The organism is Pseudooceanicola aquaeponti, from assembly GCF_050897975.1.
Classification (GTDB): Bacteria; Pseudomonadota; Alphaproteobacteria; order Rhodobacterales; family Rhodobacteraceae; genus Pseudooceanicola.
Genome location: NZ_JBPAXY010000001.1, coordinates 71,148 through 96,250, shown reverse-complemented (window position 1 = coordinate 96,250; position 25,103 = coordinate 71,148). Strand labels below are relative to the sequence as shown.

Below are 25,103 nucleotides of genomic sequence, written 5' to 3'. Positions count from 1 at the left end.
ACAGTCCGAGCGTCGGCCAACCAAGGTTGGTGCGATCCCTTGCGGGGACACCATCACTACGCTTGCCCGGCCAGAATGGGGATAATGGCCGACAGGGGCATGTCGTCGACGACACCCAAGTTCTACCGCGCCGGACCCTCGAATCAAATTGCGTATCATTGCCTAGGCAGTATTGCCTATTCTCAACCGCAGGGTTGCGGTGGCATGAGGGGCAGGCGCGCGCAGCCTTTGAAACATGGTGCAAAGGCCGTGCCGCTGCTGCCGCAGCAAGCGCCGTGGGACCGGGGCCGGATGACGTGACGGCCCCGGGCGGGCGATGCTAGGGTCCCTGTCGGGGCCGTGCTAGCCTGCGCCGGTCAAGGGTGGGGCCCGGGGCCCGCAAGGCCGCAGTGCGCGCATCCTCGGGGGAGAGGGGGCACACAGGACCTGCGGCCAGCCGAGACGCGGGAGAGGGAACACAGGCCCGGCCGGATGGCGCGGGCAGATGGGGATCTGGAACGTGGGCGGGACGCGATCTTGAAGAAGACTTTGGGCGCACCTCTTTTCCTGGGGTTGGCGGGGCTTCAGCTTCTGGCGGTGCTGGCCATCGTCTTCTCGTCCTATGTTACCTCGGAACGGGTGCTGATGTTCCATGCCCGCAACCTGCTGCGCAATGTCGGCCTCAACACCATGGAGCACTCGCGCGGCTTCCTGAAGCCGGCCCATGACGCCGCCGAACTGGCGGTGCGCCTGGCCCAGAACCGCATCGTGGCCAGCGACGATTCCGACCGGCTGGAACAGCTGCTGTTCCAGCAGTTGCAGCTGACCTCGCAGGCCTCGGGGATGTATTACGGCGCCGCCGACGGCGGTTTCGTCTTCGTCATGCGTGACCCGGGGACCGAGCTGTTCCGGACCAAGTTCATCACCATTGACCCGGTGGACGGTGACCGCGAGACCCGGCTGATCTGGCGCGATGCCGATTTCAACCTGGTGCGCGAGGTCGAGGACCCCACGGATACCTACGATCCCCGCACCCGGACCTGGTTCATCGGCGCCTCGAAAAGCGGCGGCATGTCCTGGGCCGATCCCTATATCTTCTTCTCGTCCCGCCAGCCGGGGATCACCCTGGCGGCTCCGGTCTTTGCCGAGGCGGGCACCGTCGGTGGCGTGATCGGCGTGGATATCGAGATTGCCGAGATCTCGGACTTCCTGATGCGGCTGAAGATCGGCCGCTCGGGCCGGGCGCTGATAATCAACCGCAATGGCGACGTGATCGCGGGCCAGGACCCCGACCTGCTGAAGACCACCGCCGCCGATGGCAGCCTGCGCTTCGTGCGCATCGACGAGTTCGGGGACCCGATCGCGCGCGAGGCCTTCGCGCCGCTGTTCACCCCCGGCGCCGATGATGTGACCGAAGAGGTCACCACCACCTTTTCCCATGACGGCGGGCGCTATGTGTCGCTGGCCATGCCGATCCTCAGCGAGGCGCTGCCCTGGACCATCGGGGTCTATGCGCCGGAAGAGGATTTCATCGCCGAGATCAAGCAGAACCGCCTGATCAATATCTGGATCGCCGTGGCGGTGGCCGCCGTGACCGGGGGGATCGGCCTGGCCCTGGCCAATTCGATCCACCGCCCCGTGCGCGCCTTCGCCGTGCGCTCGGCCCTGATCAGCCAGGGCGAGGTCGACCCCGACGAACCCGCGCCCCGCACCTATCGCGAACTGGAGGCGGTGAACGACGCGCTGATGAGCCAGATCGCCGCCCGGCGCCGGGCCGAACGGGAATACGGGCTGACCTTCGAGATGTCCTCGCGCGGGATGGCGCAGATCGAACCGGGGACCGGGCGTTTCATCCGGGTCAACAACCGGCTGTGCGACATCACCGGCTATGACGCCACGCAGCTGACGAGCAAGACCCTGTCGGAACTGGTCCTGCCCTCGGACCGCAAGGCGCTGCCGCGCGACGAGGCGATGGCCGACAGCGATTTCTCGACCAACCAGGAACTGCGCCTGCACCGCGCCGATGGCACGGTGATCTGGGTGCGGCTGAACGCGATCATGATCCGCGACGGCTCCGGTGCGGCCCTGCACGCGGTGATGACGCTGGAGGATGTGACCCAGGCGCACGAGAAGGAAAGCGAGATCGTCGAGCTGAACCGCGAGATGTCGCTTCTGGCGCGGGACAACACCATGGGGCAGCTGGCCGCCGGTCTGGCCCATGAGTTGAACCAGCCGCTGGCGGTGATTGCGCAGAATGCGGGCACGGCGCTGTATCTGCTGGATCAGCAGGCGGGCGTGGCGCCCGAGCTGCTGGAGGCGCTTTTCGAGGTCGAGGGCCAGGCCCTGCGCGCGGGCGAGATCATCAACGCCCTGCGCGGGCTGATCCACAACGACGGCAGCGCCCGGGCGCCCTTTGCTCTGGGGCCGCTGCTGGATCAGGTGCAACGGCTGGTGCAGCACGAGGCGGAAGAGGCGGGGGTGCGCCTGCTGGCCGAAGAGGCCAGCGGTGTCGAGGTCTGCGGCCACCGGGTGCAGATCGCCCAGGTGCTGGTGAACCTGCTGTCCAACGCCATCGAGGCCTTCGCCCAGGCCGACCCAGAGCAGCTGCCCCTGCCGAACGATCGCCAGGTGCGCCTTACCCTGACGCAGGATGCGGCCCAGCTGACCCTGGGGGTGATCGACAACGGCCCTGGCGTGGGCCGGGGGGTGCAGCTGTTCACCCAGTTCGAAACCACCAAGCCCGACGGGCTGGGCCTGGGCCTGTCGATCTGCCGTTCGATCATGCAGGCCAATGGCGGCAAGCTGTGGCATGAGGCGCCGCCGGGCGGCGGTGCGGCCTTCTATCTGACCCTGCCGCTGGCCGGGGCCGAAGAGGCCGAAGAGGGCGCCGAGCCCGCGCGCGGCACCCCGGGGTCGGTGACGGAGGGCTCGGCATGATGCGTCCCCCCTCCGATACGGGCGATCCCCGGCGTCTGGGCACCGCGGGCGCCACGCCCGAGCCCTCCGATGTGACCCCGCGCGCGGCAGAGCCCGCCCCGGGTGCCGATTTCACCATCTATCTGGTGGATGACGAACCCGATGTGCGCCGTGCCCTGTCGCGGGCGCTGTCCACCCGGGGGCTGCCGGTGCAGACCTTCGAGCGGGCCGAGGCCTTCATCGAGGCCTATGATCCCGACCGCCCGGGCTGCCTGATCCTGGACTACGGGTTGCCGGGCATGTCGGGCCTCGACCTTCAGGCGCTGATCCTCGACAAGGGGCACCCGCTGCCGATCATCTTCATCACCGGCCATGGCGGGGTCAGCGAGGCGGTGCAGGCGATCCGCGGCGGCGCCATCGACTTTCTGGAAAAGCCCTTCCGCCAGGATCGGCTGATGGATCGGATCCAGGCGGCGCGGGCCGTGGCCGCAGAGATGGCCGCCGCACGGGCGCAACAGGCCGCGCTGGCGGCACGGTTCCGGCGCCTGACCCGCCGCGAGGCCGAGATCGTGCGCCACATGCTGGACACCCCCGCCGAGATCTCCTCGAAGGAGATCGGCCGCCACCTGGATATTTCCCCGCGCACCGTGGATCACCACCGCGCCCGGATCCTGGAAAAGCTCGAGGTCGCCTCGGTGATCGAGATCTTCGGCCTGGTGGGCGAGCTGCCGCGCGACATGGTGCCCGAGCTGCTGGCCGATCTGATCGCCGAGTAGGCGCCGCCGCGCCTGATGGCGAGGGGGGGGTCGGCCTGCGGCCGATGCCTCCCTAGCGGGGATATTTCTGGCAATGAGAGAGGGGTGCGGCGCGGGCAGGCGGGCCGTAAAGCAAAAGGCCCCGCAGATGCGGGGCCTTTCCGACGTTTCCGGTCCGGGGATCCGGGATCAGTTCTTTTCCTTGTCGACCATCTTGCCGGCCGAGATCCAGGGCATCATGCCGCGCAGCTTCTCGCCGACCTGCTCGATCTGGTGTTCGTCGTTCAGGCGACGGGTGCCCTTGAAGAAGGGCTGGCCCACGGCGTTTTCCTGCATGAAGTCACGCACGAACTTGCCGGTCTGGATGTCGCGCAGAACCGCTTTCATCGCCGCCTTGGTCTCGTCGTAGGGCAGGATGCGCGGGCCAGACACGTATTCGCCATACTCGGCGGTGTTCGAGATCGAGTAGTTCATGTTGGCGATGCCGCCTTCGTAGATCAGGTCCACGATCAGCTTCACCTCGTGCAGGCACTCGAAATAGGCCATCTCGGGGGCATAGCCCGCTTCGACCAGGGTCTCGAAGCCCATGCGGATCAGCTCGACCAGACCGCCACACAGAACGGCCTGTTCGCCGAAGAGGTCGGTTTCGCATTCTTCGCGGAAGTTGGTCTCGATGATGCCCGAGCGGCCGCCACCGATGGCGGAGCAATAGGACAGGCCAAGTTCCAGCGCCTTGCCCGAGGCGTCCTGATGCACGGCCACCAGGCAGGGCACGCCGCCGCCCTTGGTGTATTCGCCACGCACGGTGTGGCCGGGGCCCTTGGGAGCCATCATGATGACGTCGACGCCGGGCTTCGGTTCGATCAGGCCGAAGTGCACGTTCAGACCGTGGGCAAAGGCGATTGCGGCGCCTTCCTTCAGGTTGTCATGGACGTATTTCTTGTAGGTCTCGGCCTGAAGTTCATCGGGCATGGTGAACATGATCAGGTCGCACCAGGCGGCGGCTTCGGCGATGCCCATCACCTGAAGGCCCTCGGCTTCGGCCTTCTTGGCCGAGGCGGAGCCTTCGCGCAGGGCGACGACAAGGTTCTTGGCGCCCGAGTCGCGCAGGTTCAGCGCATGGGCGTGGCCTTGCGAGCCATAGCCCAGGATGGCCACTTTCTTGTCCTTGATCAGGTTAATGTCGCAATCGCGGTCATAGTAAACGCGCATGGGGATCTCCTTCCGGGATGGGCCGTTCGGCCCGTTATGGCGGCACTATAGGCGCGAGGGAGGCGCTGTGGCGTTGCAAAAATCTCAATCATCTGGCAATTGTAGAGAAAGTCATTCGTCAAAAATGAATAGGTGAAGAGATCATGCTCGATGATGCCGACCGGCGCATCCTGCGCCAGATGCAGGCCGATCCCGGCGCCTCCAGCGCGCAGATCGCCGAACGCGCCGGGCTGACCTCGGCCACCTGCTGGCGCCGGATCGAGAGGATGCAGGCGGCGGGCATCATCCGCGGCGTGCGGGCGGTGATCGACTGGCACGCGCTTGGCTACGAGGTCGAGGTGTCGCTGCGGATCATCCTGGACAAGAGCCAGCCCCGCGCCTTCGAGGATTTCGCCGATGCCGCCCGCAAGATCCCGGAGGTGCTGGAAATCCAGACCCTGCTGGGCCAGGTCGATGTGCGTATCGCCCTGATCGCCCGTGACCTGGCCCACTACCACGAGATCTACCGCGCCCGCATCCTGACCCTGCCGCATGTCACTGACATCGACGCGCTGATGCATGTGGCACGGGTGAAATACAACAACACGGTGCCCCTGTGATCGCCCTGGACGAAACCGACCGCGCCCTGCTGCGCGCCCTGGCCGAGGATGCCACCCAGGGCTCGGGCGCCCTTGGCCGCCGCCTGGGCCTGTCGCAGCCTGCCACCTGGCGCCGCATCAAGCGGCTGGAAGAGGCGGGCATCCTCGCCGGGCGCCGCCTCGATCTGGACCTGGGCGCGCTCGGCTTTGGCGTGACGGTCTTTCTGGGGATCAAGCTGGGCACCAAGGGCCGCGTCTCGCTGGAGGATTTCGAGCGCGCGGTCTCGGCCATCCCCGAGGTGCAGACGGTGGAACATATCCTGGGTGTCTATGACTACCGCCTGCGCGTCACCGCCCGCGACATCCCCGATTTCGAACGGGTCCTCAGGCGCCGCATCATGACCCTGCCGGGGGTGGGCAGCGTGGATGCCAACGTCATGCTGTCCGAGGAACGCCTGCCCGGCCCGATCTAGGGCGCAGCGGCACATTCCAAGTGCCGCCCCCCTATGTCCATTCGATGGCCAGAAATACTCCGGGGTGAATGGCGCCGCAGGCGCCAGAGGGGCAGCGCCCCTTATCCCTTCGCGCCCAACCCCATCTGCATCAGCACCTTACGCACGGGTGCTGCGGAATAAAGCGCGTTCAGCCCGGCGGCGCGCAGGTCGCGCAGGGGCTGGGCCGAGATCTGGCTGGCGCGGTTCAGCGCGTCGATGCCCGCCGCGCGGATCTGCACCTCGCGGTGGCGGGCGCGGTGATAGGCCTCCATCATCTGCGCGTCGCCCAGCCGGTCGGGGGCGGCGCGGATCAGGTCGCGCAGGGCGCGCAGGTCGCCCAGCGACATGTTCAGCCCCTGCGCCCCGATGGGCGGCACCACATGGGCGGCCTCGGCCATCAGCGCCAGGCGTTCGCCCGCCATGTGATCGGCCACCTGGGTGATGATCGGCCAGACCGAGCGGCGGGTCAGCAGGCGCAGCTCGCCCAGGATGCCGACGCTGCGGCGGTTCATCTCGGCCTCGAACTCTGCCACCTCCAGGGCCGCCAGCTCCTGCACCCGGGCGCCATCTTCCATCCAGACCACGGCAGAGCAGGGGCCGCCCTGGTGATCGGGCAGAGGCACCAGGGTAAAGGGCCCGCCAGAGCGGTGGATCTCGGTCGAGACATTCTCATGCGGGATCGGGTGGGCCACGGAAAAGGCCAGGGCCTTCTGGCCATAGCGCCGGGTGGTGACGCCGATGCCCGCCGCCTGGCGCATGGGCGAATTGCGCCCGTCGGCGGCCAGCACCAGCTTGCAGCGCACCCGGCTGCCGTCGCTCAGCCCCACGCGGGCCTCGGCCTCGCGGGTGAAGAGGCTGCGGGTGCCGGTGCCGGGGCGGAACTCGACGTTGGGCAGGTCGTCCAGCCGCGCCATCATCTCGCGGCGGAGCAGCCAGTTGGGCAGGTTCCAGCCAAAGGGCCGGTCCGAGATCTCGGTGCTGTCGAAATCGCGCACCACCCGGGGTTCGGGATCCACGCCGCCCGCATCGACGATGCGCATGATGCGCAGGGGCGCGGCGTAGGCGTCAAGACGGGCCCAAAGGCCCGCCTCGGCCAGCAGTTCCTGGGCCGGTTGCAAAAAGGCGGTGGTGCGCAGATCCGCGCCCTCGGCCGCGCCATCGGTGACCGGCGGCATGGGGTCGAGGCACAGCACACGGTGCCCCTCGGCGCCCAGAACGGCCGCCGCGGACAGCCCCGCGACGCCCCCGCCCGAGATGACGATGTCATATTGCGCGTCCATGTCCGGCCTCCTTCTGCCGTCGGTCTACGGGCCTTGCCTTCGCTCCCTAGCCCTGCGTCAGCAGGATCAGGATCACGAACATCACCGGCACGCAGGCCAGCGCGGTCAGCCCAAGGGCCACAAGGCCCCAGGTTTTCATCGCCAGGATCAGGGCGGTCACGGCGATAAGGGCGGCATAGCCGATATTGCCACGGAAATCCCGCTCCAGATCGCGGATGATCCAGCCCAGCACGGGCAACAGGTGATAGGGTCGCCGGGGGCCGGCGGCACTGATGTCAGTCATTGGTTTCCTCGCGTTTCCTGTCCCCCTCAGATGGGGGCAAAGACGGGCGAGGGCAAAGCGACATCCGGTCGCTCATAGCAGGGTTTTCAGAAATCCGCTCAGGTCGTCGGTGTGGAAATGCACATGTTCGGCCTGATGCGCCTCGGGGGCGACATGGACGCAGCGCAGGCCCATGGCATGGGGCACGGCCAGGTTGCGCGGATCGTCCTCGAACATGGCGGCGCGGCTCTGGTCGAACCCGTCGGTGCCGAAGACGGTGTCATAGGCGGCGCGGTCGGGCTTGGGATGGAATCCTGCGTGTTCCACGCCGTAGATCGCGTCGAACAGCCCCGACAGCCCGCGCGCCGCCAGCACCCGTTCCGCATAGGGCGCGGTGCCGTTGGTGAAGACGATCTTGCGCCCCGGCAGGGCGCGGATATGGGCGGCCAGGGCGGGGTCCCGCTCCAGGTGGTCCATGTTGATCTCGTGCACGTGGCTCAGGTAGGGTCCGGGATCGACGTCATGCAGGCGCATCAGCCCGGCCAGGGTCGTGCCGTGCTCGCGCCAGTAAAGGGCGCGCAGCCGGTCGGCCTCGGCCCGGTCGACGCCAAGCGCCTCCATCACCCAGTTGGTCATCCGCACCTCGATCTGATCGAAGAGCCGCGCCTCGGGCGGGTAAAGGGTATTGTCCAGGTCGAAGACCCAGGTGGTGACATGATCGAAGAAGGGCTTTGGCATGGCGCGACGCTACGCCCGGGGGGCGCGAAGCACAAGCGGGGCCGGGCGGTCATCGCGGGGTTTTGCGGGCGCGGCCCGGAGGGCGATCCCTTGCACCCCGGCCCCGCCCTCGCCTAGGGTGTCGCGATGAGGAAAGGAGCCTGCCCCAATGGCCACGAAACCCCCGCAGGGCGATGCCTATTCACTGATCCTGGAAGCCATCGACGTGGGCGTTTACCGCCCCGGGGACCGGCTGGTGGAAAGCGAGCTGGCCGAGCGTTTCGGCGTTTCGCGCACGCCCATTCGCGAGGCCTTGCAGCGGCTGGAAACGCAGCGCCTGCTGACCCGGGACGGGCGCTCGCTGATCGTGGCCTCGCTGGATCACAACCAGCTGGCAGAGCTTTACGTGGTGCGCGCCGAGCTGGAGGCCCTGGCCGCCGGGCTGGCGGCGCGCCATGCGACGCCGGAAGAGGTGCGGGTGCTGCAAGAGATGGTGGCCCAGGACCGCCGCCTGGCGGGGGATCCCACGGCGCTGGCCCGGGCCAACAAGCGGTTCCACCATCAGATCCACCTGGCCTCGCACAACCGTTTCCTGGTGCAGCAGCTGGACCTGGTGCATCGGTCCATGGCGCTTCTGGCCACCACCTCTCTGGCCGCCGAGGGCCGCACCGAGGATGCGCTGAAGGAACATGACGCCATCGTTCGCGCCATCGCCGCGCGGGACGAGGGCAAGGCCGCCGAGGCGCTGCGCACCCATATCTCGAAGGCCTTCGTGACCCGCCTGAAACTGGACGCCGAGCGCCACGAAGAGGGCCTCTGACCGGCCCCTAGGGCGGCGGGCGTCAGGGACAGTGCGGCCGACATGGCCCCGACCTAGATCCAGTGATCCGCCCCGGGGGCGGCGTCAGGTTCTGGCGCGCTCTGCCGACCGGGCGTTCCCGCCTCTGCCGCTGACGCCGATCCGGCGCGGGGATGCCGCAGGGAATGGCCGTGCTGGGTCTTGTCCCAGTAGAAGGGTTTCACCACCAGCTCATACAGCGCCTTGTAAACTGCCAGACAGCCCAGAGGGTAATAGAGGTGCATCGTCGGCACCCAGGGCCAGAGGTGGCGGTGTTCGGCCCGGCGCGTGGCGATCAGCCCCAGGGCGATGTTCTGCACCTCGGCGCAGAAGAACAGCACCGCGCAGGTTTTTAGCAAGGCAGGCGGCACCAGTGCCAGCAGCGGATGTGGCAACCCCGCCAGCATCAGCCAGAAGGACCACAGCAGCGGCGCCAGCATGAACTGCGACACGGCGGTGATGAAATGGGCGTGAAAGCCGATGCTGCGCCACAAGCCCAATTGCCGGTGCAGCCGGGCGGGGCGGCGCAGATGCACCAGGTAGGTGACGATATAGCCCTTCAGCCAGCGCGAGCGTTGCTTGATCCAGGGCAGGGGATGGCAGGCGGCCTCTTCGCGGGTGGTGGTGGCTAGTAGTTCGGTCCGGTAGCCGTGCCGGGCGATGCGCATTCCCAGGTCTGCATCCTCGGTCACGTTATGGGCGTCCCAGCCGCCCAGGGCCTCCAGCGCGGGGCGGCGCATGAAGAGGGTCGTGCCCCCTAAGGGAATGGGAAAGCCCAGTCCCGCCATGCCGGGCAGGATCAGCCGGAACCATGTGTTGTATTCCACGGTGAAACAGCGGGCCAGCCAGCTCTGACGCGGGTTGTAATAGTCCAGCGCCCCTTGCAGGCAGGCGACCTCGGGCGGGGCGGTGGCGAAGCGGGCGGCGACCTGGCGTAGCTGGTCGGGGTCGGGGGCATCCTCGGCATCGTAGATCCCCACGATCTCGCCCCGGCAGAAATCCAGCGCATAGTTCATCGCCCGCGGCTTGGTCTGGGGATGGCCCCCGGGCACCACCACGCAGCGGATCCAGGGCGGCAGGGTCAGCGCCGCGATGGTGTCGCGGGTGATCGTGTCGGCCTCTTCCAGCACCAGAACCACCTCCAGCCGGTCGCGCGGGTAGTCCAGCCGCGCCAGCCGCCGCAAGAGCGCCGCCGCGATGCACCTTTCGCGGAAAAGCGGCACCAGGATCGAGATCTCGGGCAGATCCGCCTCGGCCAGAGGGGCAGGGGCGGGGGCGGCCCGGCTCTGACCGGGGGGCGGATGCAGCAGGCAACGGGTGGCCGCCGCGCCCTTCAGCACCATGGCCAGCACCATGGTCAGCACCGCCCAGCCGGTCAGCAGCACCAGCACCAGATCCGGGCGCGCGATCAGCAGGGCCAGGGCCAGCGCGCCCAGCCCCAGGGTCAGGCGCAGCCGGTGCGCCGTCGCCGCCCAGTTGCGACAGCTTTCGCCCAGGGGCACCCGGGCCGCCATGCGCGCGCTCAGCTCGGCGCGGCTGGCGCGGGCCACGGCGCCTTGGATCTGATCCCGGCGCACGACGACGGGGCGCAGCCCCAGGCGCCGGGTCTGGCGCAGGCGATGCGCCAGGGGCGCCAGCACCGCCATATAGCTTTCGGGCCGGGCGGTGGCGCAGATCAGCAGGCCGTCATGGCTGCGCCAGGGCACGATCTGGTGATGCAGGCAAAAGGCCGGATCCAGAAGCGCCTGTAGCGCCGGATCGGGGGGCGCCTTGGTCAGGTCCACCCGCTCAAGCCCGCGCCGCGCCGCCATCCGGTCCAGGACGCTGTCCTCGTCCATTTCACCCGTCGCCCAGGCGGCGCGCAGCCGCCGGTCGGGGTCGGGATCCGTGGCGGGCAGGGGAAAGCGGAAGGCCACCCCGGCCTCGTAGAGATGCAGCGGCGGCACGGGCCCGGCCATCCCCTCGGGGTCGAGGTCGGGGCCGATCCCGGGCGCGGCCGGGCGGCCCAGGGGCACCGGCGGCGGCGCCATCAGATTTCGCAGGTTCGTCGCCATCGACACCGGGCCTTCCTGTCCGCTCGGCCTTCTGTGTCGCAGCAGTTGGTTAATTGGACGTTAAACCGGACGGAACGAATGGTTAACCGCCGCAGGGCAGGGCCAGGGCCGGGGGCCAGAGACACGAAACGGGCGCCGCCGGAAGTCCGGGGCGCCCGTTTGCAAGGGTCGGTCGGTCAGGGCCGCTGGCTCAGCTGGCCTTGTCCATCGAGGCGACGAAGCGTTCGAACAGGTAGAAGCTGTCCTGCGGGCCCGGGCTGGCCTCGGGGTGGTGTTGCACCGAGAAGACCGGGCGATCGGTCATGCGGATCCCGCAGTTCGACCCGTCAAACAGCGAGACATGGCTTTCCACCACGCCCGCGGGCAGGGTCTGGCTGTCGACGGCGAAGCCGTGGTTCATCGAGGTGATCTCGACCTTGCCGGTCTCCAGTTCCTTGACCGGGTGGTTGGCGCCATGGTGGCCGTGGTTCATCTTCACCGTCTTGGCGCCCAGGGCCAGGGCCAGCATCTGGTGGCCAAGGCAGATGCCGAAGATCGGCATGTCGGTCTTGGCCATGACTTCCTGGATCATCGGCACGGCATAGGCGCCGGTGGCGGCCGGATCGCCGGGGCCGTTGGACAGGAAGAGGCCATCGGGCTCATGGGCCAGCACCTCTTCGGCGGTGGCGGTGGCGGGCAGCACGGTCACGTCGCAACCGGCCGAGGCCAGGCAGCGCAGGATGTTGCGCTTGGCGCCGTAGTCGACGGCGACCACCTTGTGGCGGGCCTCGGTCTGCTTGGGGAAGCCGCCGGGCCAGGCCCAACGCATTTCATCCCAGCGGTAGCTTTGCGCGCAGGTCACGTCCTTGGCCAGGTCCAGACCCACCAGACCCTTGAAGCCGCGCGCCCGGGCGACCAGCGCCTCGACGTCGAAGTTGCCGTCGGGGTCATGGGCCAGGGCGGCGTGCGGCGCGCCACGGGCGCGGATCGCGCGGGTCAGGCGCCGGGTGTCGATACCGCCGATGGCGATCCGGCCCCGTGCCGCCAGCCAGTCGCCCAGCTCTCCGGCGGAGCGCCAGTTGGAGGGCTCGGTCGGGTCCCATTTCACCACCATGCCGGCGGCCACGGGCTCGCCGGTCTCGTCATCCTCGGGGTTGACGCCCACGTTGCCCACATGGGGGAAGGTGAAGGTGACGATCTGCCCGGCGTAGGAGGGATCGGTCATGATCTCTTGATAGCCGGTCATCGCGGTGTTGAAGCACAGTTCCGCCTCGGTCACGCCGGTGGCACCGAAGCCGCGGCCGTAGAAGAGGGTCCCATCGGCCAAGGCGAGGCAGGCTGTCGGTTTCGATCCTTGGGACAGGGGCATGGGCAGACTCACGGCTGGGGACAAATTGGCGCATAGCTAGGGGGGGCACGGGCAGAGGTCAAGACCCGTCGGCGCGTGGCGGTGGCTTCGCGGCCTGCCCATTTTGCAGGGCGCCCCTGCCGAGGGAACAGGCAGGGGCGCCGCCTGGGTGACGCAGCGGCGCCCGGACAGGGGCGGCGCTTGTTTGCGACGGGGCCTTTCTGTATGGTGGGCAACTGCAATCAACGCGAGGGTAGTAGCGAGATGCAAGTAAGGGATCGGGTCAATACCGCCTTGAAACAGGCGATGAAGGACCGGGCCGGAGATCGGCTGTGCACCCTGCGGCTGATCAGTGCCGCTATCAAGGACCGGGATATCGCCACGCGCGGCGAAGGCAGCGAAGAGGGGGTCGGCGAGGACGAAGTGCTGGCAATCCTTGGAAAGATGGTCAAGCAGCGCCAGGAAAGCGCCCGCGTCTACGAAGAGGGCGGGCGCATTGATCTGGCCCAGCAAGAGCTGGACGAGATCGAGGTGATCCAGGACTTCCTGCCGCGCCCCCTGTCCGAGGACGAGGTCGAGAGCGCCGTCGACGAGGCCGTCACGGCCACCGGCGCCAGCTCGATTCGCGACATGGGTAAGATCATGGGCCACTTGAAGTCGCGCTATACCGGGCAGATGGATTTCGGCTCGGTCGGGGCCAAGGTGAAGGCCCGGCTGGCCAGCTGAGGCGCGCCAGTACCGCAGAGACATCAAGGGCCCGCGCCGATCTCTGGCGCGGGCCTTTTGCATGGGCGGGGCGGCGGCGGGCCGGAACGCCGGGGCGTGGGGCCGCGTTGGTCGGGCGAACCGAGACCCGCCATGAAAGCCCAATCGAAACGCCAGCAGCGCGCCGCGGGCGCCGCCCTGTCCGCCAAGCGCGGCGACAGCAAGGCCGGCGATCTTCAAGGGGCGGCGAAGGCAATGTACGACAGCATGTCCGAGGCCGAGCTGGAAGAGATGGCCGCCACCCCGCGTGACGAGTTGCCCGAAGAGACAGGCTAGGGGGCCTCGGGGGCGGTACCCTCTTGCGCCGCGCGGAAGGCCGCGCGCAACTCGGGGTACAGACGCTTGCGCTCGGCCTCTGACAGGAAGGCGCCGATCTCGACCTCGCGGCCATTGCCCGACAGGGTGACATAGTGTTTCACCGGCCCGCCCGCCTCATGCGAGGTGACGCGCACCCAATAGGGATTGCAGGACCATTCCGCCCGCGCGCCCCGGGGCCCGGCGCGGGTCAGGCGGCAGCTGTCTGCGGTGATCACCAGATGTTCGGTGATCGCCCCGTCCGCATAGGACCGGCGCAGCCCCCACCACAGCCCCCATAGGGCCAGCAGGGCGAAGGGGAGCAGGCCCCACAGGGCCAGGGTGCCCAGAAAGGCCAGCAGCGGCACCAGCACCAGCACGAAGAACAGCCCGATCACCCCGGCAAAGCCATTGGGCGAGAGCGAGCGGTGTGGGCTGGCCTCAAGCTCGGTGTCGCTGATCCAGTGATAGGGCATTGCGGGGCCTTTCATGCAAAAGGGGCGCCCCGCTGGGCGCCCCTTGTCGTTTCCGGTATCGCCCGCCGCTTAATGCGCGTGGGCCTTGTCCCAGTCTTCCTGCTTCGGCAGCTGCTCGAAGGTGTGTTCGGGCGGCGGCGAGGGCAGGGTCCATTCCAGGGTGTCGGCATATTCGTTCCAGTAGTTCGCCTGGGTCACCTTCGCGCCGCGGAACAGCGAGTAGAAGACGATCCCGAAGAAGAACAGGAAGGATGCGAAGGAGATGAAGGCACCGATGGACGACCAGTAGTTCCAGACGGCGAAGCCTTCCGGGTAGTCGATGTACCGGCGCGGCATCCCCTGACGGCCCAGGAAGTGCTGCGGGAAGAAGGTCAGGTTGGCGCCGATGAACATCATCCAGAAGTGCAGCTTGGCGGCCCATTCGGGGTACTGACGGCCGGTCATCTTGCCGAAGTAGAAATAGACCCCGGCGAAGATGGCGAAGACCGCGCCCAGCGACATGACGTAGTGGAAGTGGGCCACCACGTAGTAGGTGTCATGGAAGGCCCGGTCGACAGGCGCCTGGGACAGCACCAGGCCGGTCACGCCGCCCACTGTGAACAGGAACAGGAAGCCGAAGGCCCAGAGCATCGGTGCCTTGAACTCGATCGAGCCCTGCCACATCGTCGCGATCCAGCTGAAGACCTTCACCCCCGTGGGCACCGCGATGACCATCGTGGCCAGCATGAAGTAGCTCTGCTGGGTCAGCGACAGGCCCACGGTGTACATGTGGTGCGCCCAGACGACGAAGCCCAGCACGCCGATGGCGATGATCGCCAGGACCATCGGCAGGTAGCCGAAGATCGGCTTGCGCGCGAAGGTCGAGATGACGTGGCTGATGATGCCGAAGCCGGGCAGGATGATCATGTAGACCTCGGGGTGACCGAAGAACCACAGAATGTGCTGGTACAGCACCGGGTCGCCGCCGCCCGAAGGCTGGAAGAAGGTGGTGCCGAAGTTCCGGTCGGTCAGCAGCATGGTGATGGCGCCGGCCAGGACGGGCAGGGACAGGAGGATCAGCCAGGCGGTGACGAAGACCGACCAGGCAAACAGCGGCACCTTGAACAGGGTCATGCCCGGGGCCCGCATGTTCAGGAAGGTGGTGATGATGTTGATCGCGCCCAGGATCGACGAGGCGCCCGAGACGTGGACGGCGAAGATCGCCAGATCCATCGAATAGCCGCCCTCATTGGTCGACAGCGGCGGGTACAGCACCCAGCCCACGCCAGAGCCCATCTGGTCGTTGCCACCCGGCGCCAGCAGCGAGGCGACGCCAAGGGCGACACCGGCCACATACATCCAGAACGACAGGTTGTTCAGACGCGGGAAGGCCATGTCCGGCGCGCCGATCTGCAAGGGCATGAAATAGTTGCCGAAACCGCCGAACAGCGCGGGGATGACGACAAAGAACATCATCAGCACGCCGTGGTAGGTGATCATCACGTTCCACAGGTGGCCGTTCGGGGTGCATTCCTCGGCCGAGGGGAAGAACCGCGCGCCTTCCAGGCACATGAATTGCACGCCGGGGTGCATCAGTTCCATGCGCATATAGACCGTGAACAGCACCGAGATCAGGCCGGCAACCGCCGCCACGACCAGGTACAGGATCCCGATATCTTTGTGATTGGTGGACATGAACCAGCGAGTGAAGAACCCGCGGGTATCCTCGTGCCCGTGGCCCTGTAGAGCTGCGTCGGCCATATCTTGCCTCCTCGTCAGAATGGTCGCAGCCGGACGGACGGACTCGTCCCCGGCTCACAAATTAGAGGCTTTTTAGTCGCGCGCGCGTGATCGGACAATGGGGCTGTTTGACACAGATCAAATTTTTCCGCGCAGTGACGCCGGATGGCGTCGGATTTGGGCGCGATTCCAGGGGACTGGCCGGGGGCGGGCGGGTGCGACCCCATGGCCGACTTGACGCGGGCGGCCAGCCGGGAAGGCAGGCGCGCGACCCGGGGTAGGGGGGCGCCAGACATGCGAAGGCCCGCCACGGGAGGGCGGGCCTTGCAAAGGGGGGCGACGAGGTCGGCCCCTGCCGTCAGTCGGCGGCCTCTTCTTCTTCGCCTTCGTCCGAGAAGGTCGCCAGATAGGCCGCCATGTCTTCCTGGCCGCGCGCCAGCTTGAAGGTCATCTTGGTGCGTGCCCCGCCATCGCCCAGCTCGTCCTTCAGGAAGGCGGCCGGATCGGTCATGTAGACCTGGATGTTCTCGACGTCCCAGACCAGGCCCGCTTCGCCCAGCTGGACGATCGAGTCGCCATAGCGGAAGTCTTCGTAGCTGCCGGCGGTGCGGCCGATCACGCCGTAAAGGTTCGGGCCGGTCTTGCCGCCCTTGACGTAGACTTCGTCGTCAGAGGCGATGGTGTGGCAGGCCTTGCACTTCCTGAACTCTTTTTCGCCAGCCGATGCATCGCCCACTTCGGCGAGCACGGGGGTGGCGGTGGCAAGAAGGGCGGCTGCCGTGATCAAAAATCGGGTCATCCTATGTCCTCGGATCGAAGGTTGCTGCGTTCCCATCCCCCTGTCTAGGCCATCCGGAGCGGCGGCCACAGGGGAAAATCATCGACGTATTGTCGCAGAAAGGGTTTTCCAGGGCCAGCGCGGCCCGGCGCCGGGGTTTTCACCGCCTTGCGCCGGGGGCAGGCCGGGCCTAGGGCGCAGGCTGTGGAAAGGCCTGATCGAAGGTCGCCATCAGGGCGCTGTCCAGATCCTCCATCGTCACCGGCAGGCCCAGATCGACCAGGCTGGTCACCCCGTGGCTGGCGATGCCACAGGGCACGATGCCCGAGAAGTGCTCCAGATCCGGTTCGACGTTGATCGAGATGCCGTGAAAGCTGATCCAGCGGCGCAGGCGGATGCCGATGGCCGCGATCTTGTCCTCGCGCGGGGTGCCGTCGGCCTGGGGCGCCTTTTCGGGGCGCGGCACCCAGACGCCGACGCGACCCTCGCGGATCTCGCCGCGAATGCCGAACTCGGCCAGGGTGGCGATCACCCAACCCTCCAGCGCCTTGACGAAGGCGCGGACGTCGCGGCCGCGCTTGTTGAGGTCCAGCATGATGTAGACCACCCGCTGACCCGGCCCGTGATAAGTATATTGTCCGCCGCGCCGCGCCTCGAAGACCGGAAACCGGTCGGGATCCACCAGATCCTCGCGCCGCGCCGAGGTGCCGGCGGTGTAAAGCGGCGGGTGTTCGAGAAGCCAGATCGCCTCTGCCGCGCGGCCCTCGGCGATGGCAGCAACGCGGGCCTCCATCTCGGCCAGGGCGGTCTCGTAGGGGACCAGGTCGGGCGAGATGATCCATTCGACCGGCGAATCCTGCCGGATTTGGTTCAGATTGTCATGAAAACTGTCGTCAGTGGGCGTCAAAAGGCTTCTCCGATCGGCACGGGGCGGGCTAACATGATCACAACTTTTCGTCATTTCATTGTCTATTGCGGAGATTGTTCCATGTATTCCAAATTCCTGCGCAGCACCATCGCTGCGACCCTTCTTGTCACCGCGCCCGTTGGCGCCATGGCCGACAACCTGGGCGCCGCCATCGTCGGCGGCATCATCGGGGGCGCCATCATGAACGGCGCCGCCCAGCAACAGCGCAAGCAGACCACCACCACCACCCGTTACTACGCCCCTTCGGCCACGCGTACCGCCAACCGCGAGACGCAGACCGCGCTGAACTACTTCGGCTTCAACGCCGGGACGCCAGACGGGGTCATGGGCGCGCGCTCGCGCAGCGCGATCAGCCAGTATCAGGTGTATATGGGCTATCCCGGCACCGGCAACCTGCTGCCGCATGAGCGCGACCAGCTGGTCTCTTCCTACAACCGCGCCCTGGCCGGTGGCCCGGATGTGACCCGCTCGCTGAACCGCTCGAAGGACGGGGTGCGCGGCCTGCTGGTCATGTGGCGCGGTGGCGTTGGCAGCTCGGGGCACGGCGGCATGGGCTATGCCGGCCTGCCGATCGAGGTTTCGGACGCGGTGGACGAGATCGCCGAAAGCACCGAACCCTCGCCGGAACAGCTGCTGCAACGGGCGGGCTTCATCCAGACGGCGGATCTGAACGGTGACGGGCAGAACGACTATATCGTCGATACCTCGGTCACCGGCTCGACCTTCTGGTGCGGTGCCAGCCAGTGTACCACGATGCTGTTCGTGTCCTCCGCCGATGGCTATCAGCGACGCCAGTTCCAGTACCTGCTGAACCCGCAGCGCACCAACACGGTGCAGGTCAGCTATTTCCAGTGTGACCATACCGGTTGCCGGATGAACGACCCGCTGGCGGCAGGGGCCGCGACGCAGCAATATGCCGCCGCGCCCGCCCCGGTCGCGCCGATGCCGCAGACCCAGATGGCCGCCGCCCCCATGGCGCCCGCGCCCGCCCCGGCGGCGCCGGCCACCCTGCCGACCTTCGCCATTCCGGCCCCGGCGCCCGCGCCCGCACCCTCGCTGGCCAGCTATTGCGAGAAGGTCAGCCTGATGACCAGCTCGAACGGCGGCTATGTCACGGCGGCCACCATGAGCGACCCCAAGGTCGCCCTGGGCGAGCAGTTCTGCTATTCGCGCACCTATGCCAAGACCGCGGGCGAGCAGCTGATGCAGAAGGTGCCGGGCCTGACCCCGGCCGCCGCCGCCCAGCAATGCGCGGGCTTCGAACCGGTGCTGGCGCCCTATGTCGGCAGCCTGACGACCACCCCGGCGGAACAGGTCGTGGCCAATGTGGCGCAATATGCGGCCACCTCGGGCATGACGGCGGACCAGCTGGCGACCACCGCCCGCATCTGCCTCTATTCCGGCTACAACGGCGACAGCATGAGCGTGGCCCTGGGCTCGGCCCTGCTGCTGACCGCCCTGGGGCAGAAACCCTATGCGGAACTGGTGGGCCACCACCTGAACGAGGGCTTCGGGGTTCCCGCCTCGCCGCTGGCGGCCACCAACTGGTATCGCATGGCGATCGAAGCCCAGGAAGCGGGCGCACCCTCGGCCTTCGGCGACAGCCTGCCGGGCCGGGTCGAGCTGCTGCGCGCGGCCACCCTGGGCGCGATCAACCCGGCGCAGTCGACCACCGCGCCGACCGTGGTGCCGACCGCGCTGCCCAGCTTCACGGTCTCGGAATAAGGCCCAGGGGCCGGGCCGCTGTGCCCGATACCTGAGCTGATCCTCTGAAAGGGCCGCCCCGACCGGGCGGCCTTTTTGCCGATTGGTCCCTTGCGTCAGGGGGGGGCAAAGCCGGGGGCGGGCCGCGCGGCGAAGGCACCGCAGGGCCGCCGCTGCGCCTGGGATAGGGCCCGCCGTCCGGCGCACCTCCGAGAGCATCTTCAAGCCCGGGGCAAAATCCGCGCGGCGCCCTGATTTTCCCCTTCACATCGCCGCCGCCGCTCGCTATACGCCCGCTACCTACCTGATCACGTGCGGTCGTGGCGGAATTGGTAGACGCGCAGCGTTGAGGTCGCTGTGGGGTAACTCCCGTGGAAGTTCGAGTCTTCTCGACCGCACCAATCATCCGAAGGACGGATCGGTTCCGATCCCTGCCAGGCCCCCATGCGGGGCCTTTTTGCTGTCTGGGGCCCGGATTTGGCGCCTTGGCCTAGCCCAGGTGGCGCAAGACGAAATCGGCACGCTCGGTCACCGAGACCTTCGGCAGGATCACCACCTGATACCCCAGCCGGGCATAGCCCGCGTGCAGCCGGTCATATTCCGCCAGGGCCGCGTCGAACCCGTGCTGGCGTTCGGCGTCGGTGTGAAAGATCTCTGGCCAGGGCGGGGTCAGGAAGACCTGGCGGTGAAAGGGCGGCTCGGCGGCCAGCAGGGTGGCCGCGTCCTGACCCGTGGCCTCTTGCAGGGTCAGCGCCGCATCGACCAGGCCCCGGTCGAAGATCACCCAGCCCGGCCCGGAGGGCAGGCCCTGCCGGTCGGCGCGGGCCACGTCCCAGGCGCGCCGGGCGAAGGCGGCCAGGTCCACCCAGGGCAGCGCGGCGCCGTCACCCAACGTCTCTTCGGCCACGATGCGGCGCCCGGGTTCGGGCACCACCGACAGGCCACGCCGGGCCAGTTCGGCCAGCAGGGTGGATTTGCCACCGCCGGAACAGCCCGACAGAAGGACATGCCGCGCGGGCAGGGAAGGGGGCATGGGGCACCTCCGGGGGAATGTGGGCGGGGCTCAGCTCAGGCTGATCGGCCCCGACTTCGAGCGCCAGTTCAGCAACCCGATCAGCGCCAGGGGAATCAGCGTGGTGACTATGATGGCACAAAAGGCCATGGCCATGCCAAGCCCGACCGAGCCCTGGTCGAACTGGCGCCAGATATAGACGGCGATGGTTTCGAATCCCACAGGCGCCACCAGCAGCGAGGCCACCAGTTCGCGCGAGGCGACGGCGAAGACTAGGATCATCGAGGTCAGCAGGCTGGGCGTCATGATCGGCAGCACGATGCGCATAAAGGCGGTGGTGGCGCTGGCGCCCGAGACGCGGGCGGCGGCCTCCAGGTTGTCGCCCAGCTGTTGCAGCGCCGCATTGGCATAGCGCACCGGCTGCGGCAGCAGCAGGCAGCAATAGGCCAAGAGCAGGATCAGCGGCGTGTTGTAGGGGGTCATCGGCAGCCAGGGCTGGTTCCAGACCAGGATGATCCCGACCGCGACCACCACGCCCGGCATGGCATTGGGCGTCAGCGACAGCGCGTCCAGCACGGCGCGGAACCGGCCGCGCCCCTTGACCACCGCGTAGGCGGTGATCGCCCCCAGGATCCCCGCCAGAACCGCCGTCGACAGGCCCAGCGACAGAGAATTGCCAAGCGCGCGCAGCCCGCCGCCGCTTTGCGCCAGCAGCTCGGCGAAATTGTCGAGGCCAAGGTTGCCTAGGGCCAGCCCGCCCGAGATGGTGCGCGACAGGGCCGAGGCCAGGATGGCCAGCAGGGGGATCACCGTGGCCAGGGCGGTGACGAAGGCGAACAGCGCCACCACCGGCAGGGCCCAGGGGCCAAGGGGGCGTTTCTCGATCGCCTGCGGCTTGCCGCCCAGGGTGCGGAAATCGCGCCGCGACAGCAGCCAGCGCTGCACCAGGAAGGCGGCCAGGGCCAGCAGCACCAGCACCAGCGACAGGGCGGCGGCGCCGGGCAGGTCGATGGGCCATTCCGAGACGCGGTTCTCGATCCCGGTCACCAGCACCTCGAACCCGATGCGGCGGCCCAGGGCGGCGGGGGTGCCGTATTCCTCGATCGCCATGGCGAAGACCAGCAGAAGGGCGGCGGCGATGCCCGGGGTGGCCAGGGGCAAGGTGATGCGCCAGAAGGCCCGCCAGGGCCCGGCGCCAAAGACCCGGCCCACGTCCGAGAAGCGCGCGCCGACCGTCTCGAAGGTGCGCGACAGGATGAAATAGACCACCGGAAAGGTGTTCAGCGCCATCAGGATCATGATCCCTGGCACCGAGAACAGCAGCCCGGCCAGGTTCAGCCCCGTCAGCTGCTCCATGTAGCCGCGCGGTTGCAGGGTCATGATCCACGACAGCGCCGCGATATAGGGCGGGATCATGAAGGGGATCAGCAACAGCAGATCCCAGACCAGCGCGAAGGGCACCCGGAACAGCGCCCTGAGCGCCGCCAGCGGCACCGCCAGCAGGGCGGCAAAGGCCACGGTGCCCAGGCCCAGGACCAGCGTGTTGCGCCCCAGCAGGGCCAGCTGGGGATCGGCCAGCGTGTCGATCAGATGGGCGAAGGGCGCGGCGAAAGAGCCGCGCCCGAGGTCGGGAAAGACCGCGACCAGGACGACGAAAAGGGCGGGCAGCGCCACGATCACCGTCAGCGAGACGGTGGCGACCCAGGTGAAAAGCCGGCTTCCCCCGGCGCCACTGCTGGCTGTCTGCCCGCCCCGCGCCATCAGTTGAAGATGCCGGCGAAGGTCGACAGCACCTCGTCGCGGGTGGGCGCGCCCTCGGTCGACATCAGGGTCAGGTCGCCGATCAGCGGGCGGTCGGCCTCGATGTCGGTGCGCGAGGGCATCAAGTGCACGGCGGCAACCATGGCCTGGCCTTCCTCGGACAGGACGTAGTCGTAGAAGGCCTTGGCGTCGACCTCGTTCTGGGTCGAGCTGAGGATCATCATCGGGCGCGGGGCAACCACGGTGCCCGAGGTCGGGAAGATGGCCTCGATGCTCTCGCCCTTGGCGGCGGCGCCCATTGTGATGTAGTCGACCCCGGCGAAGACGGCGCCCTTGGCCCCTTGCAGCACCGGGTTCAGCGCTGCCTTGTTGGCGCCCGCGACGATGGCGCCGTTGTCCTTCAGACCTTGCAGCACATCGGTCATGTCATTGGCCACGAAGGCCTCGACCAGGGTGAAGGTGCCGCCCGAGGCGGCGGGGTCGGGCAGGGTCACCAGATCCTTGTACTCGGGCTTGGCCAGGTCGGCCCAGTCGGCGGGCTTGGGCGTGCCCGAGGTGGGGTTCCAGGCGATGACCAGACCGGCCACGCCCTGGGCGACGGCGCCGGGCATCTTCAGGTAGTCGGGCACGGTGGCGGCGTTCGGGCTGGTGTAGTCCAGCAGCAGACCCTCTTCGGCGAACTGGGTCGCGGTGCCCCAGGAGGCCGAGATCACCACATCGGCCACCGGGTTGGCGGCTTCGGCCTCGAGACGGGCCATGACCTTGCCGGTGGTGGCCTGGAAGACGTTGACCTGGGTGCCGGTGGCGGCGGTGAAACCCGCGGCCAGGTTCTTGACCAGGGCACCGGGGCCCGCAGAATAGACGGTGACATCGGCCTGGGCGGTGGTGCCTGCGGCGACGGCCACGAGGGCGGCCAGAAGTGTGCGTTTCATGACATTTCTCCAAAGAATGCGAGGTTGGGGGGAGTGGCGGGGGCTCAGCCCTCGGGCGGGAACCAGCGAAGGGCCTCGGGGGCAAAGCGCAGCGACAGCTGCTCGCCCCGGCGGGCGGGGGCGGGGCTGACCAGGCGGATGGGCGCGGTGCTGCCCTCGACCGTCAGGGTCAGGGCAAAGCCCGTGGCGCGCACCTGCACGCCCTGGACCCGGGCACGCAGGCTGGCCTGGCCCGCCTCGGGGGCGCCGAGGGACAGGCCCCGTTCGGGCAGCAGGACGCGGGCGCGGGCGCCCTCGGGCGCCTGACCGGCCTCGGGGGCGGGCAGGGCGGTGGCGGTGCCTGCGATGACCCAGCCGCCACCTGCGCCGCGCGCGGCGGGCAAGAGGCAGCCCAGGCGCAGGAAATCGGCCACGGCGGCGGTGCGGGGGCGGTCGATCAGCCGGGCCGGGCTGGCCAGCTGTTCGATTCCGCCGTCGCGCATTACCGCGATCTGATCGGCCAGGGCCAGGGCCTCGGCGTGGTCATGGGTGACATAGACCGCCGAGAGGTTCAGCTCGGCCACCAGCGCGCCCAGCTCGTCCACCATGGTCTCGCGCAGCTCGCGGTCGAGGTTCGACAGCGGTTCGTCGAACAGCACCAGGGGCGGTTCGCCGACGATGGCGCGGGCGATGGCCACCCGCTGCTGCTGGCCGCCCGACAGATCCGAGGGGCGCCGGTCTGCGAAGGGCGTCAGGCCCACACGGTCCAGCGCCCGGGTGATGCGCGCCTGGCGCGCGCTTGCGGGGACGCGCTGCATCTCCAGCGGGAAGCCCACGTTCTGCGCCACCGACAGATGCGGCCACAGGGCGTAGTCCTGAAACACCATGCCCAGGCCGCGTTTCTCGGGCGGGGCGGCGATGCCGCGGGCCGGATCGGCGACGGTGCGGCCCGCGATCTCGATCCGGCCCGCGCAGGGCATCAGCAGACCGGCTACCAGCCGCAGCAGGGTGGTCTTGCCCGAGCCAGAGGCGCCAAGCAGCGCCAGCACCTGGCCCGTGGGCAGGTCCAGGTCGATTCCGTCCAGAACGCGGTTGGCCCCGTAGGCCATGCCGAGCCCCTGCACCGTCAGGGCGCTTGGTCCGGCCTTTGTCATTGCAAATAACTTTTCATAGCCCTGCGCCTATAAGAGCGGGCTGTAACGCTTTTGTGTCAGCGCTATCAGAAAGCTGCCCCCGGCTGTGGCGCCCGGGGGTGGTGCAAGCCTGGGGCGAAAAATGCCTTAGAAGTGAACGATCTGCGCCCGCGCCTCGGGGGTCAGCGGCGCGCCGATGCCCTGCGGGTCGTGATCGCCCGCCAGATCCAGCGGGTGGGTCAGAAAGGCGCCCGCCTCGGTCAGCTGGTGCAGATGCAGCCCCGGCGCCATGGCCACATGGGCATGGGGGCCGCCCGGGGTCAGCGACAGCGACAGGCCGTGGGTCAGCGCCGGGGCGGTGCTGGCGGGCACCCCGGCCCATTGGGTGAAGACCGGGCGGTGCACATGGCCCGCGATCACCCGGGCGACGCGGCTGCCGGTGACCAGATCGCGCAGGGCGTCGCGCTGCGCGAAGGGGGCGGCATCGGCGCGCGGGATGCCGGTGGCAAAGGGTGGGTGGTGTAGGGCCAGCAGGGCCGGCCCCTCCAGCGCGGCCAGCTGCGCCGCCAGCCAATCGAGCCGCGCCGCATCCACCCCGGCGCCGCCATCGGGGCGGGTGCTGTCCAGCCCGATCACCGTCAGCGGCCCAAGGGGCAGGGCAAAGCTGAGGTGCTCCGGCGCGAAATCGGCCCGCCCGCCCAGGGCGGCGCGGAAGGGCTCGGGCCGGTCGTGATTGCCCGACAGCGCCACCAGCGGCGCCGGGGCCCGGGCCAGCAGGGCGGCGGCGCGATCATAGGCGCGCGGGGTCCAGGCGGTGGTGCGGTCAATCACGTCGCCGGTCAGCAGGATCAGCGCGGGCTGCGGCTGCATCCGGGCGATACCGTCGAAGGCCCGCGCCAGCGCCTCGGCCGGGTCATGGCGCAGGTCGGCGCCGTCGTCGCGCAGGTGCAGGTCGGAAAGCTGGGCAATGAACATGGCCGGTCGGATCTCCTGGGGCGCGCGCGGTGGCGGGCGGTCTGCCCCCGGCATAGGGGGACGGGCGGCAAATGTCAGGGGGGCGCCGAATTGTGCAGCGGTGCAGAGCGGCGGCGCGCCCTCTTCCTACGCGCGCGGAGCGCTCGGGGCTTGCGTCGGGGCAGGGGGCGGGTCAGAAGGTTAGCGTTAGCAGTCCCTCCCCGGCTGCCTTTTCAGAAAATTCCGTGGGCCGTGC

General features: G+C 68.4%; 23 protein-coding genes and 1 tRNA gene. 9 read left to right on the top strand and 15 right to left on the bottom strand.

The window, feature by feature from the left end:
• Positions 1–516 precede the first annotated feature (516 nt).
• Complete coding sequence (locus ACRARE_RS00515) at positions 517–2,916, top strand: sensor histidine kinase (protein WP_432654450.1); 2,400 nt, start codon at positions 517–519, stop codon at positions 2,914–2,916.
• A complete protein-coding gene (locus ACRARE_RS00510) occupies positions 2,913–3,671 on the top strand; it encodes a response regulator transcription factor (RefSeq protein ID WP_432654449.1) in 759 nt (252 codons plus the stop codon). Before ACRARE_RS00515 ends, ACRARE_RS00510 begins: the two co-directional genes overlap by 4 nt.
• 168 nt (positions 3,672–3,839) lie before the next feature.
• Here the strand turns inward: ACRARE_RS00510 and ilvC are convergent, their stop codons facing one another.
• Positions 3,840–4,862: a ketol-acid reductoisomerase gene (gene ilvC / locus ACRARE_RS00505; RefSeq protein ID WP_432654448.1), complete on the bottom strand. Its 1,023-nt coding sequence runs from the start codon at positions 4,860–4,862 to the stop codon at positions 3,840–3,842.
• A gap of 143 nt (positions 4,863–5,005) precedes the next feature.
• Here ilvC and ACRARE_RS00500 point away from each other — a divergent pair, with 143 nt between their 5' ends.
• Complete coding sequence (locus ACRARE_RS00500; protein WP_432654447.1) at positions 5,006–5,461, top strand: Lrp/AsnC family transcriptional regulator; 456 nt, start codon at positions 5,006–5,008, stop codon at positions 5,459–5,461.
• A complete protein-coding gene (locus ACRARE_RS00495) occupies positions 5,458–5,913 on the top strand; it encodes an Lrp/AsnC family transcriptional regulator (RefSeq protein ID WP_222478108.1) in 456 nt (151 codons plus the stop codon). Before ACRARE_RS00500 ends, ACRARE_RS00495 begins: the two co-directional genes overlap by 4 nt.
• 101 nt (positions 5,914–6,014) lie before the next feature.
• On the opposite strand, the gene ACRARE_RS00490 is transcribed toward ACRARE_RS00495, so the two are convergent.
• The 3 genes from ACRARE_RS00490 to ACRARE_RS00480 all read right to left on the bottom strand — a co-directional run bounded on the left by ACRARE_RS00490 (position 6,015) and on the right by ACRARE_RS00480 (position 8,214).
• Positions 6,015–7,214: a UbiH/UbiF family hydroxylase gene (locus tag ACRARE_RS00490; RefSeq protein WP_432654446.1), complete on the bottom strand. Its 1,200-nt coding sequence runs from the start codon at positions 7,212–7,214 to the stop codon at positions 6,015–6,017.
• 46 nt (positions 7,215–7,260) lie between these two features.
• Positions 7,261–7,497, bottom strand: coding sequence for a hypothetical protein (locus tag ACRARE_RS00485; RefSeq protein ID WP_432654445.1), 237 nt, complete (start codon positions 7,495–7,497; stop codon positions 7,261–7,263).
• A 72-nt stretch (positions 7,498–7,569) separates the two neighbouring features.
• Positions 7,570–8,214: a pyrimidine 5'-nucleotidase gene (locus ACRARE_RS00480; protein WP_432654444.1), complete on the bottom strand. Its 645-nt coding sequence runs from the start codon at positions 8,212–8,214 to the stop codon at positions 7,570–7,572.
• A 148-nt stretch (positions 8,215–8,362) separates the two neighbouring features.
• Here ACRARE_RS00480 and ACRARE_RS00475 point away from each other — a divergent pair, with 148 nt between their 5' ends.
• A complete protein-coding gene (locus ACRARE_RS00475; protein ID WP_432654443.1) occupies positions 8,363–9,013 on the top strand; it encodes a GntR family transcriptional regulator in 651 nt (216 codons plus the stop codon).
• Positions 9,014–9,066: 53 nt separating this feature from the next.
• Here ACRARE_RS00475 and ACRARE_RS00470 read toward each other — a convergent pair whose 3' ends face one another.
• On the bottom strand, positions 9,067–11,085 hold the full coding sequence (locus ACRARE_RS00470) for a glycosyltransferase family 2 protein (protein WP_432654442.1): 2,019 nt from the start codon (positions 11,083–11,085) through the stop codon (positions 9,067–9,069).
• 190 nt (positions 11,086–11,275) lie between these two features.
• On the bottom strand, positions 11,276–12,433 hold the full coding sequence (gene carA, locus ACRARE_RS00465) for a glutamine-hydrolyzing carbamoyl-phosphate synthase small subunit (RefSeq protein ID WP_432654441.1): 1,158 nt from the start codon (positions 12,431–12,433) through the stop codon (positions 11,276–11,278).
• A 243-nt stretch (positions 12,434–12,676) separates the two neighbouring features.
• Between carA and ACRARE_RS00460 the strand changes: the two genes are divergently transcribed.
• Both ACRARE_RS00460 and ACRARE_RS00455 read left to right on the top strand, forming a co-directional pair.
• Positions 12,677–13,138, top strand: coding sequence for a GatB/YqeY domain-containing protein (locus ACRARE_RS00460; protein ID WP_432654440.1), 462 nt, complete (start codon positions 12,677–12,679; stop codon positions 13,136–13,138).
• A gap of 132 nt (positions 13,139–13,270) precedes the next feature.
• Positions 13,271–13,453 carry a DUF3008 family protein gene (locus tag ACRARE_RS00455; RefSeq protein ID WP_432654439.1) on the top strand — a complete coding sequence of 61 codons (183 nt, stop codon included), beginning with the start codon at positions 13,271–13,273 and terminating at the stop codon, positions 13,451–13,453.
• Here the strand turns inward: ACRARE_RS00455 and ACRARE_RS00450 are convergent.
• The 4 genes from ACRARE_RS00450 to lipB form a co-directional block, all read right to left on the bottom strand.
• Complete coding sequence (locus ACRARE_RS00450; protein ID WP_432654438.1) at positions 13,450–13,962, bottom strand: DUF2244 domain-containing protein; 513 nt, start codon at positions 13,960–13,962, stop codon at positions 13,450–13,452. The two genes, ACRARE_RS00455 and ACRARE_RS00450, sit on opposite strands and share 4 nt — an antisense overlap.
• A gap of 54 nt (positions 13,963–14,016) precedes the next feature.
• A complete protein-coding gene (ctaD, locus tag ACRARE_RS00445) occupies positions 14,017–15,687 on the bottom strand; it encodes a cytochrome c oxidase subunit I (protein WP_432654437.1) in 1,671 nt (556 codons plus the stop codon).
• A 337-nt stretch (positions 15,688–16,024) separates the two neighbouring features.
• Positions 16,025–16,465 (bottom strand): c-type cytochrome, encoded by a 441-nt coding sequence (locus ACRARE_RS00440; RefSeq protein WP_432654436.1) that lies wholly within the window; start codon positions 16,463–16,465, stop codon positions 16,025–16,027.
• A gap of 169 nt (positions 16,466–16,634) precedes the next feature.
• Positions 16,635–17,309: a lipoyl(octanoyl) transferase LipB gene (gene lipB, locus ACRARE_RS00435; protein WP_432655041.1), complete on the bottom strand. Its 675-nt coding sequence runs from the start codon at positions 17,307–17,309 to the stop codon at positions 16,635–16,637.
• Positions 17,310–17,432: 123 nt separating this feature from the next.
• Here lipB and ACRARE_RS00430 point away from each other — a divergent pair, with 123 nt between their 5' ends.
• Positions 17,433–19,097 (top strand): peptidoglycan-binding domain-containing protein, encoded by a 1,665-nt coding sequence (locus ACRARE_RS00430; RefSeq protein WP_432654435.1) that lies wholly within the window; start codon positions 17,433–17,435, stop codon positions 19,095–19,097.
• A gap of 293 nt (positions 19,098–19,390) precedes the next feature.
• Positions 19,391–19,477 (top strand) — tRNA-Leu (locus tag ACRARE_RS00425).
• Between the two features lie 89 nt (positions 19,478–19,566).
• Here ACRARE_RS00425 and ACRARE_RS00420 read toward each other — a convergent pair.
• The 5 genes from ACRARE_RS00420 to ACRARE_RS00400 form a co-directional block, all read right to left on the bottom strand.
• Positions 19,567–20,109 (bottom strand): AAA family ATPase, encoded by a 543-nt coding sequence (locus ACRARE_RS00420; protein ID WP_432654434.1) that lies wholly within the window; start codon positions 20,107–20,109, stop codon positions 19,567–19,569.
• Between the two features lie 30 nt (positions 20,110–20,139).
• Positions 20,140–21,849: an ABC transporter permease gene (locus tag ACRARE_RS00415; protein ID WP_432654433.1), complete on the bottom strand. Its 1,710-nt coding sequence runs from the start codon at positions 21,847–21,849 to the stop codon at positions 20,140–20,142.
• Positions 21,849–22,781 carry an extracellular solute-binding protein gene (locus tag ACRARE_RS00410; protein WP_432654432.1) on the bottom strand — a complete coding sequence of 311 codons (933 nt, stop codon included), beginning with the start codon at positions 22,779–22,781 and terminating at the stop codon, positions 21,849–21,851. Before ACRARE_RS00410 ends, ACRARE_RS00415 begins: the two co-directional genes overlap by 1 nt.
• Positions 22,782–22,825: 44 nt before the next feature.
• Positions 22,826–23,914 carry an ABC transporter ATP-binding protein gene (locus tag ACRARE_RS00405; RefSeq protein ID WP_432654431.1) on the bottom strand — a complete coding sequence of 363 codons (1,089 nt, stop codon included), beginning with the start codon at positions 23,912–23,914 and terminating at the stop codon, positions 22,826–22,828.
• 126 nt (positions 23,915–24,040) lie between these two features.
• A complete protein-coding gene (locus ACRARE_RS00400) occupies positions 24,041–24,868 on the bottom strand; it encodes a metallophosphoesterase (protein WP_432654430.1) in 828 nt (275 codons plus the stop codon).
• Between the last annotated feature and the right edge of the window lie 235 nt (positions 24,869–25,103).